Source organism: Nocardia rhizosphaerae, from assembly GCF_042650365.1.
GTDB classification, from domain to species: Bacteria; Actinomycetota; Actinomycetes; order Mycobacteriales; family Mycobacteriaceae; genus Nocardia; species Nocardia rhizosphaerae.
Window position 1 is genome coordinate 40,269 of the sequence record NZ_JBHSBA010000012.1, and the last position, 8,695, is coordinate 48,963.

8 protein-coding genes are annotated in these 8,695 nt (G+C 61.9%); 5 read left to right on the forward strand and 3 right to left on the reverse strand.

Features of this window, described 5'->3' with window-relative positions:
* Window positions 1–38: 38 nt before the first annotated feature.
* Window positions 39–1,634, reverse strand: coding sequence for an endonuclease NucS domain-containing protein (locus ACFOW8_RS20110; RefSeq protein WP_378552502.1), 1,596 nt, complete (start codon window positions 1,632–1,634; stop codon window positions 39–41).
* 421 nt (window positions 1,635–2,055) lie between these two features.
* Window positions 2,056–3,987 (reverse strand): TerD family protein, encoded by a 1,932-nt coding sequence (locus ACFOW8_RS20115; protein WP_378552503.1) that lies wholly within the window; start codon window positions 3,985–3,987, stop codon window positions 2,056–2,058.
* A gap of 248 nt (window positions 3,988–4,235) precedes the next feature.
* Between ACFOW8_RS20115 and ACFOW8_RS20120 the strand changes: the two genes are divergently transcribed.
* The 5 genes from ACFOW8_RS20120 (at window position 4,236) to ACFOW8_RS20140 (ending at window position 7,734) form a co-directional block, all read left to right on the forward strand.
* Window positions 4,236–4,973 carry a 2'-5' RNA ligase family protein gene (locus ACFOW8_RS20120; protein WP_378552505.1) on the forward strand — a complete coding sequence of 246 codons (738 nt, stop codon included), beginning with the start codon at window positions 4,236–4,238 and terminating at the stop codon, window positions 4,971–4,973.
* Between the two features lie 429 nt (window positions 4,974–5,402).
* Window positions 5,403–5,747 carry a WXG100 family type VII secretion target gene (locus tag ACFOW8_RS20125; protein WP_378552507.1) on the forward strand — a complete coding sequence of 115 codons (345 nt, stop codon included), beginning with the start codon at window positions 5,403–5,405 and terminating at the stop codon, window positions 5,745–5,747.
* Window positions 5,747–6,052, forward strand: coding sequence for a WXG100 family type VII secretion target (locus ACFOW8_RS20130; protein WP_378552508.1), 306 nt, complete (start codon window positions 5,747–5,749; stop codon window positions 6,050–6,052). The genes ACFOW8_RS20125 and ACFOW8_RS20130 overlap by 1 nt, the downstream gene beginning before the upstream one ends.
* 201 nt (window positions 6,053–6,253) lie before the next feature.
* Window positions 6,254–7,339, forward strand: coding sequence for a hypothetical protein (locus ACFOW8_RS20135; protein WP_378552509.1), 1,086 nt, complete (start codon window positions 6,254–6,256; stop codon window positions 7,337–7,339).
* A 26-nt stretch (window positions 7,340–7,365) separates the two neighbouring features.
* Entirely contained in the window at window positions 7,366–7,734 is a 369-nt protein-coding gene (locus tag ACFOW8_RS20140; protein WP_378552511.1) for a hypothetical protein, read from the forward strand.
* Window positions 7,735–7,890: 156 nt separating this feature from the next.
* On the opposite strand, the gene ACFOW8_RS20145 is transcribed toward ACFOW8_RS20140, so the two are convergent.
* Window positions 7,891–8,355, reverse strand: coding sequence for a macro domain-containing protein (locus ACFOW8_RS20145; protein ID WP_378552513.1), 465 nt, complete (start codon window positions 8,353–8,355; stop codon window positions 7,891–7,893).
* Between the last annotated feature and the right edge of the window lie 340 nt (window positions 8,356–8,695).

Below are 8,695 nucleotides of genomic sequence, written 5' to 3' on the forward strand. Positions count from 1 at the left end.
GCCCGGGTCTGCTTCATGAGGATCGCCGTTGATCAGGCTCAGCCTTTGTAATCCAGAAAGATCTCTTCGGTGCTGGCATGGTGAAGTCTAAGGAAATCTTTAGCTCCGAAGAGGCGTCCGCTGCGGCTGATTTCATTGAGGGCCCGTCCGAAGTGCTGCGGCTGGTGACGTGACGAATAGACCTGGGCGCTCTTGCCGTCGAATAACCAGATCCGCTTCTCGGCTGCTAGATCGCCTGAGGGGTTGACGCCTACCAACTCGGTTGCCACATAGCGAAGGCCTACGAGTTCTAATAGTAGTTCATCGTCAATCCATGTAACACCTCCAAACTGTTTGGCAATCCAATTTAGCCTTTCGCCGTAGACGATCTTGACGGCGTCTCGTAGGTCCGTTGATGTGCCGTCCCAGGCCAGGTGTCCGTAGATGAAATTGGAGTATCCGTTCTCGGCTTGGACGACTCCCTGAACCATCGGTAAGTACTTGTCCAGATTGTCCGGCCAGCCTGTGACAATGGATTGCAGAAGGTCGCAAGGATTGTATATGTGCAACGCTACGTCGCCCTCCCCGGCGTGGCTAGCCGCATCGCTCAGCCAGCTGGTAAAGATGGCGTGCCACGCGGCATTTCCGGAGAGACTGGTTTCGACCTCCTGTTTGAATCCGTTCCAACGTGAGCGGATCGCGGGGCTTGCAGTGCTACTGAATTGGATTTGGCTCTGTCCTCGATCGTCGCCGGTAAGAAGGCGGAACAGATCGCTCTCCTCATACGCGTCGAGTGTGTTGAATGCGCCAGTTCCATGATATCTTTCAAGTTTCCACGATGGGTCTTCGGCAATCGTTCTGAGGCTGCCGGGTACAGCTCCCTCGAGCTCGCCGAATCCGGTTCGATGATATGAAAGGTAGTTGCAAATTTTGCAGAGCGCGTCGTACTCGGCTGGGTTCTCGGCCGCGAACGGTTCAGGTCCGTCGTAGTGGTCGTCAAGTGTGTAATTCTCGACAGTTCGATCGACCCTTCCTATTGCGAAATATATTCCGTAGTGGTATGCCGCAGAGTTGAAATTCGCAACCCTTGCGAACTCTACGGCAAGAATGTCGTCAGCGCCGATTGTTCGCGCGTGACTGCTGATTAGCTGCCAGGCTTCTCTCCTGCTCGCCTCGGTCGAACAGGTGTAAATCACATGAATAGGTGATATGCGGTGCTCGAATGACGGTTGAAGCAGCGAAACACGTTCGGCGCAGGCTGGCGTTCCTTGGCTATTCAGCTGAAGATGGTAGCCGCGTAAGTCGTGGGTCCAATCTCTCGCCATGTTGCTAACAGGAACGAGCAACTCGTGCCAGTCCGTAGATACAATGATCGCGCGGATTCGGTCAGCGGCCAGTTGCTTCTCCCTGCGGAGTAGTTCTGTGTACTTCGCGACCTCATGCAACGCCTGACGTGACGATGTCGTTGAGCGCTTCAGTTCAATTACTACCCACACGCCATGCCGATCCCTCGCCAGGATGTCAACCTGGCCGTGGGCGCCGACCGAGTTCGGCAGGCGATACTCCTTGGTCTGGACCGGGCGAAGGCCGGGCTCGATCAGATCAAGATGATGAACGAGATAGTCTCGAAGTTCGTGTTCCGGAGGCATCTGCATAGGGTCAAGATACGTTGTGCCACTGACAGTTTCGGCAACTATGCCCGTTGCCGTCGGTCCGCCGCCAGGACCTCGAACGCCGAGCTGGTCACCTCCTACGCCCACGCCGGGCTCGTCGCGGTGATCGGTGTGACCGTGAGCGGCGCGGCCTGGCAGCGTTGTCGCACCTACAACGCCTCCCATCCCCACGTCCGCGGAACCTCACCGCGTAGGCACGCTATTCGAAGACTGACCTGGTCCGCCGCGCTCTCACTGGCGTTGGACCGAGACAAAAGCGAAGGCAGTCACCGCAGCCCGTGGATGTCGGCGAGCAGTCGAAACGGGCTGTGCGCGGTGAGGTCGTCGCCATACGAGGCTATTGCCGCGTAGGTCGGTATCGAAATCCACACTGTTCGATAGGCATTCGTTCGCGGATGGTCCATCAGGGGAGTGGAGTCCACTCGGACACCACTTGGATGTGCTGTCCATACCTCAGAATGTCCGACCAGTCCGCATAGTCCGAAATGGGTAGTAGGCGTGATGTCGACTCCGTCACCGTCGTGTACCAGTCGCCTTCCTCGCTGCCCCTGGAGCAGATGTTGATCGCCGCCAGGTAGTTGGCGCCGATGGTGAACCGGACGACAGCGAGCGACTGGCGCACTCGGGGATCGTCGCGGCGGGCAACCGGAGCGAATCCCGTAGCCACTTCGAAGCCCCGTACTCGCGCACCGAGGTCGGCCCACCGCATCACCTGGTCTATCGCACCTCCGATCCCGGACGCCGTGGTCTCCCAGCGCTCACCGCGGCGTACCGCGACATAGCTGTACCTGCCTCTGTTGAAACGCAGGATCGAGCCGTCCGGCGGCTCGGGCGGCAGTGGCCTGGATACGGGCTGGACGAGTGGCAACGGTTCGAGCAGTGGACCCGCGGCAGTGAGGTCGTAGGCAGTCGGGTCGGGTAGTTCGGGGCCGAGCTGCGGGCAGGTGACGGGCGGCCCGTCCAGTGTCTGCGACGTTGCTTCGTTGGCTTTGACGGCGTCGATGCGCACCTTCGCAGCCACGGGCGATCCGGTGATGTCGCCCCAGCAGGCCGTGACGAGGCCGCGTGCCTCGAGGTGCTGGATCAGCGGTGCGAAACGCTGGCTCATCTGCGGGGTCAATTGACCGATTCGCTGACCTTCGATGCGCACTTCCACGTGGGGTTTCGCTTTCCCGGAGTCGGGCGCGTTCTCGTGCAGGGTGACGATCAGTACGCCGTGCCCACACTCCGGTACGAATTTCCGGAGCACGTCGAAGTGCTCGTGCTCCTTGGTCACTTGGACGACGGCTGAGCGCGGAAGGATCGTGTAGGGGGACGTCGGTGGCTCGTTCAGCGGGATCGCGTCGAACGCTTCGCCGAGTCCGAGCTGTACAGCCGCCCTCGAATCGGTTCCGTCCCATCCATCGTATTCGGTGTACCAGATCCTGCCGGAGGTCGTCGGGACGAATCCGGCTGCGACGATGCGCCTGATGGGTCCGGCCCATGTGCGAGCGGTGTCGGCGTCCAGATATCCGATCGTGCGCCCAGCAGTGCGCACCGAGATTGCCCAGGGGCCGCGTGGCCCAGCGGGTTCGGGGATCAGCTCAACCTCGGGGGTCAGGGTGGTTCCGTCCTCAGGCAGGGAGTCTGGCAGGAGGCTTCGGATCGCGGGCAGGTGTTCGTCGGCCACCTCGAGTTCGCAGTCGCGCCAGCTCCGCGGCCGACTCCACAGCTGGTACGGCGAGCCTGCTGCATGCGCAGACGCCACAGGGGCGATGGAAGATCCGGCCGGGTCGGCAGCTGGCGCATCACCCGCGTCGTCCACCTCGACTCCGAAATCCGTTGCCAGACCGGCGAGCCCGGAATCCCAGCCTTGGCCTACTGCCCGAACCTTCCATGCGCCGCCGCGCCGATAGATCTCACCGAAGACGAACGCTGTCTCCGTTGACGCGTCCGTGGCGACATACTCGGCCAGGCAACGTCCGGTCGCGTCGCGGATCTCGAACCTCAGGCCGCCGAGGGCGCCGAAGTTCCCCGTGGTGAGACTGCCCGCGAGCGCCACTGTCTGAACATCGGCGGGAACCCTCGACAACTCGACCACGATCCGGGCCCGCATGCCCTCGCCCGCACTGCTGGTGCCGTCGAACTGCACCGATCCATCTGCTGACCGTGGCTGGTTGTAGAAGACGAGGTCGGCGTCGGAGCGGACTTTCCCGTCGACACCAAGCAGTAGGGCAGAGGCATCCACGTCCGCAGCCGCATCGGCCCAACCGATGACGGCGTCGACGCGGTGCACGTCGGCGGGAAGTGGGACGTTCTGTCCGCGCAGCAGCTTCGGTGACGTCACGGGTTCCATAACCTCCTGGAGCGGTGTACCTGCACTGGTCTGCCATGATCTCGCATGACACCGTGCGGCTGTTACGGAACCGCTGTTCGACTTCGGCTAAAGCGCAGCCGCGCAGATGACTTCGAATGGTCTTGGAGTCCACACAAGCCGACGACGGATCTCCACTCGGCCAAGTCCAGCAGCTCCCTTGTGCCCGGGCCGGCGGTCCGTAGGATCCGCTCCTGAACGTTCCACATCGAGAGGCAGGCCGACCAAGGATGACGTCCAGTGGCCCATTTCCCCGGCATCTGCCCGACTCGACCTCGGATCCGGAGGCCATTGCCCGCAACGACTGGGAGGCCTTCGCAGAGATCGAGCATTTGCGCGACCACTGGAGCGTTAAGCAGTGGCCAGGCGGACGCGCGGGGTACTACTGGTACCTGACCTTCGATGACCCGGACCTGGTCAGTTTCGCCGCCGAATGTCAGCGCGGACTCGCCCTCACCGGAATCGACGCAGTGCCACCGGACGGCCTCCACATCACGCTCGGAAGCGTCGGCGACACAACTGCCGTTACCGACGAGCAAGTCGAGACGCTGGTTTCGTGTGCCAGTGAGCGGCTTTCGGAGGTGAAGCCGTTCGACCTGACCATTGGCCCGCTCAGTGGATCTCGAAGCGCGATCAGATTCTCGGTCGCCCCGTGGGATCCACTGCTTGACCTGCATCGAGCCCTGTCTGTGTGCTCAGGAGAGGTATCGCCGGACCCGACGTCCCGCGACGTACCCGGGGTGCCGTCACGGTTCCGGCCCCACCTGGGGATCGCGTACAACAACACCGACCGTGCCGCAGCAGACGTTATCGCCGCGGTCGCCGCACTGCGGCAGACACCAGAGCGGATCTCAGTCCGGGTGGACACTGTTGAGCTGGTAGTCCTCCGTCGGAAGGGACGCTGCTATCGCTGGGACACACGCGCTGCCATCGCGCTGGGCGATGCTGCGTCCAACAGCGTCGTGTAATAGCCAACAGGTCAGCGCCGAGCCTCGTAGCCGCCCCTGCCTGGCGCGGCCTGACAGGGGCGGCGATCGGCCGCACGTCTGATTCGCTTGGCCGCGGTATCGGTATCCTGAACCGTGCCGCCGATGGTGATGAACCGTCCATCAGGTCCGCACGGGCAGTGCAACGCGATCTTGTATCGGTGACGCCGGATGCGAAATCCGCGATGCTCAACCTGCCGATGTTGAAGCGCAGGACCGAGCCGTCCGGCGGCTCGGATGGCCGTGGCTTGGGTACAGGCCGGGTGAGCCGCAGCGGGTTCGGAGCAGCGGACCCGCTGCGGTGAGGTCATACGCGGCACTGTGACTACCGACACCATCGCTGGCAGGAACCGGAGGGTCTCTTGTCGCGTCAAACTATGATGACTTGCAGTGATATTCGAGGAATTGCCCATGACTAGCCAGCCCGATGCAAGCAGCACCGACTTCGCCTTGGTCCCCGACGAGGTCACCGACGCGGGACGCTATTTGCAGCAGGTCGCAGAATCTCTCGTCAGCGGTCTGACCTCGCTGGACACGGACATAGTGACCTTGCTGTCCAACTGGCGCGGAATCTCCGCTGATTCGTTCAGCGCTGGATGGACCGAAACCAAGCAGGGGGCCGACACCGTCCTTGATGCGCTGGCCGCCATGGCCGAGCTACTTGGTGTCACAAGCGCGGCACTCGATGGGCAAGATCGCGCACTAGCTGGGGAAACCTCGGCTCTGGCCGCGACGCTCAATCTGTCGGGGTTCTGATGGTCGAGAATGCCGAACCCTTTCGCGTCGATCTCGAGGAACTCGAGCAGATCGTTACCCGTGTGGCCGGATTCATCGGTTTTCTCAACGACAGTCTCGACGGGTTGCAGCAGCGTATGTCCGCGGTGCAGCAGAACTGGACTGGCGCAGCCGCGGATGCTCAAGCTGCTGCGTTTCGCGAATGGCACACTGGCGCAACAGATGTTGCCGACGGGATCGAAATTATGCGGCAGGTAGTCCAGGATGCGCACGACAGATACAACGCAGCCATCGCGGCGAACTTGGCGATGCTGGGCAGGGCGTAGAACTCGATGGCAACCTTGGTAGTCGACCCGACCGTATATTCGTTGGCGGGGGCATCACTACATTCCTACGCAACCGAATACCAAAGGGTGTACTCCGCGCGGATAGCGGACCTGAACGAGACCGCCAATATGGGCGGGAACGTCGGTGAATCCAAAGCGTGGGCAGACTCCTATGATTCGACCGTCGCGACCGCAATGAGCATGACCGAACTGCTCATCACTGCGATGGGAAACTACTCGAATATCCTGCAAGAGCTCGGCTACAACCATGCGCTGGCCGACTACGTCGCCGGCACCGGACGGCCGGAGCCGGTGAAGCCGACTCAACTCGCTCCTGCGTGGACGCCATGTTTGGTGCCGCCGCCTGCTGCGGGCGGGCCCGGCAGCGGCCTGTTCGACGATGTCGGATTCGCCGTGTCAGCGCTGGAGGACTTCGGCGTTTCGATGCCTGACGGTGAACCGGACGATCTGCAGATCGCCGCCGACACCTGGGAGAAGTTCGGCGGTGAGTCGGGCGTGGGCAATCTGCCGTCCTTGCTGGACCAGCTCGCTAAAACCTTCGAGAGCGAAACCGCTCCCGACGCCGCACACGTGGATGAGGATATTCGTGAACTGAAGAAGTCCGCAGAAGGTGTCCTCACTCTCTACAAAGATCTTGCCGCTTCTTGCCGTGAGCACCGGTCCGCGATTCTCGAGTTCCGGGCGCAGCTCGGCCAACTACTCGCGGATCTGGCGAAAGATCTTGCGCAGGAGATCACGGAAACGGTGGTTCTCGGAATCATCGTAGGTGCGTTGACCGCCGGCTTCGGGACAGCGGCTATTGCTGCCGCAAAGGCGGGCAAACTGGCGTTGAAGATGAAGGCATACGTCGATCGCGTCCTCGCCGCCAAGCGTGCAGCGAAATTCGTTGACAAGGTCGCCCAGACAGGCGGTGATCTGGAGGGCCGTCGGGCAGAGATGCAGCGAATCGCCGACCTTCTCGCGCAACGCACAGCCGATATTGCCAAGGCTGCAAGCGACAAGCTCAAGAGTTCGTTGGACTACGCGCTCGAAAAGGAGGCGATGGGCCATGTCTTCGTGCCGAAGCACAAGCTGGATAATCTAGTGAAGTCGCTGGGCGGTGAAGAGGCGACAATGACCAAGATCATCGAAAGCGTCCAGGGTGTGCCGAATGGAGTCTACAATGCTTCGAACCCGCTGGTGCGCACGATTAATGGCGAGACAGTGCATATTCGCGGAGCGATGATTGACGGGGTGTTCAAAATTGGCACCGCATACATTCCCTAACGGCACCACCGGATCCGAGGAGAGTCATGAGCAACACACCTGTCGAGCCGCGAGGGCTGACCGGCATCGAATCGGACATCGTCACCAAGTTGCTGTCAGCTTGCGGGGCAGGAGTCGGTGAGTACCTGCTGCAGATCCCCTATGCCGAGGTCGTCGCTACGTGGGGGCCAGGATCTCCGAGTGTCGATCTCGTTGTGCGCCCGGGTGCTCCGCAGGCGGCCGGGTCCGCTAACGGGATTCTCGCCAACGGCGCTGTCACCGATCCCAACGGATCTCCTGTGGGCGAGCTCATCTTGTGGGTCGAGAATGGTTGGCTCAGCGGCATCGAGTACGCCTGGTATACCGACGAGCGCCCGCAATCTTTGCCGGACCCAGCACAGGTGGAAGTTCTCTGAGCCAGATTCGTCGGAGACGGGGACGACCGCAACACTGAACGCAGCCGCCGCCACCGTAGGGCCTGAGGTCGTGGGGCGGGTGCTCTGCCCCCGGTCGGCAAGCTTTGTTCACCCTGTCCTACCTGAGCAAAGGCGAAAAATCCTGGGAGGTTGCCGTCACTTGGATGGCACGGGCGGGTAGAGCCTGATCTCGACCTTGGCGGCCAGCGGTTCCAATGCCTTCTTGATCAACGGGCCCACTTCCTCCCAGGTAAGTCCGCCGTGCCCGCACCCGAGTGCGGGGATCGCGATCGACTGAATCCGGTACCGCTCGATCGTCTCGGCCAAGACGGGTAGGCCGGCGGACACGTCATCGAGTCGGCTGGCCGAGCGCCAGTGCCGCTTCGTTGGGAAGTTGACAATCAATCGCGGCCCGCGGGCAGCACCGGTCTCCCACACGAACATCCGGCCGACGTGGAGATCACCCATTCGCGCTGCGCGGGCATACTCTCGGAACATGTCCGGGTAAGCCTGCTTGAACTGCAGCGCGATCCCCTTGCCCATGACGCCGACGGTGTTGACTGCGTTGACAAGAGCTTCGGTATCGGCATCGAGGAGGTTGCCGGACTCTTCGCGGATCATGGGGCGAATGTATGAGGACCATCCGACAAGTGCGGGTGTGCGAAGGTGAACCGCCCGGGTTCGGCGCCCACCGCCTTCTTGGGAAGGATGGGCAGTTCACTACCGTGGTGGCCGCTGCGGACGTGTCGAACCCGCGGAAGCATCAACGTAGCGCGTCGTCGACCTGCGAGCGATCAATCCCTCTTGGTCGGAGTGGTAGAGCGGCGTTGGACGATCAGCGAGATAAGAGCTCCTAACGGGTTCGGTCAGGTGGCAGTGAGACATGTTGTAGTGCAGGATGTTTCGCCGTGGCAGCACCGTGGGTCGTGGATGATGAGTTGTGGGCGGTTATCGAGCCGCT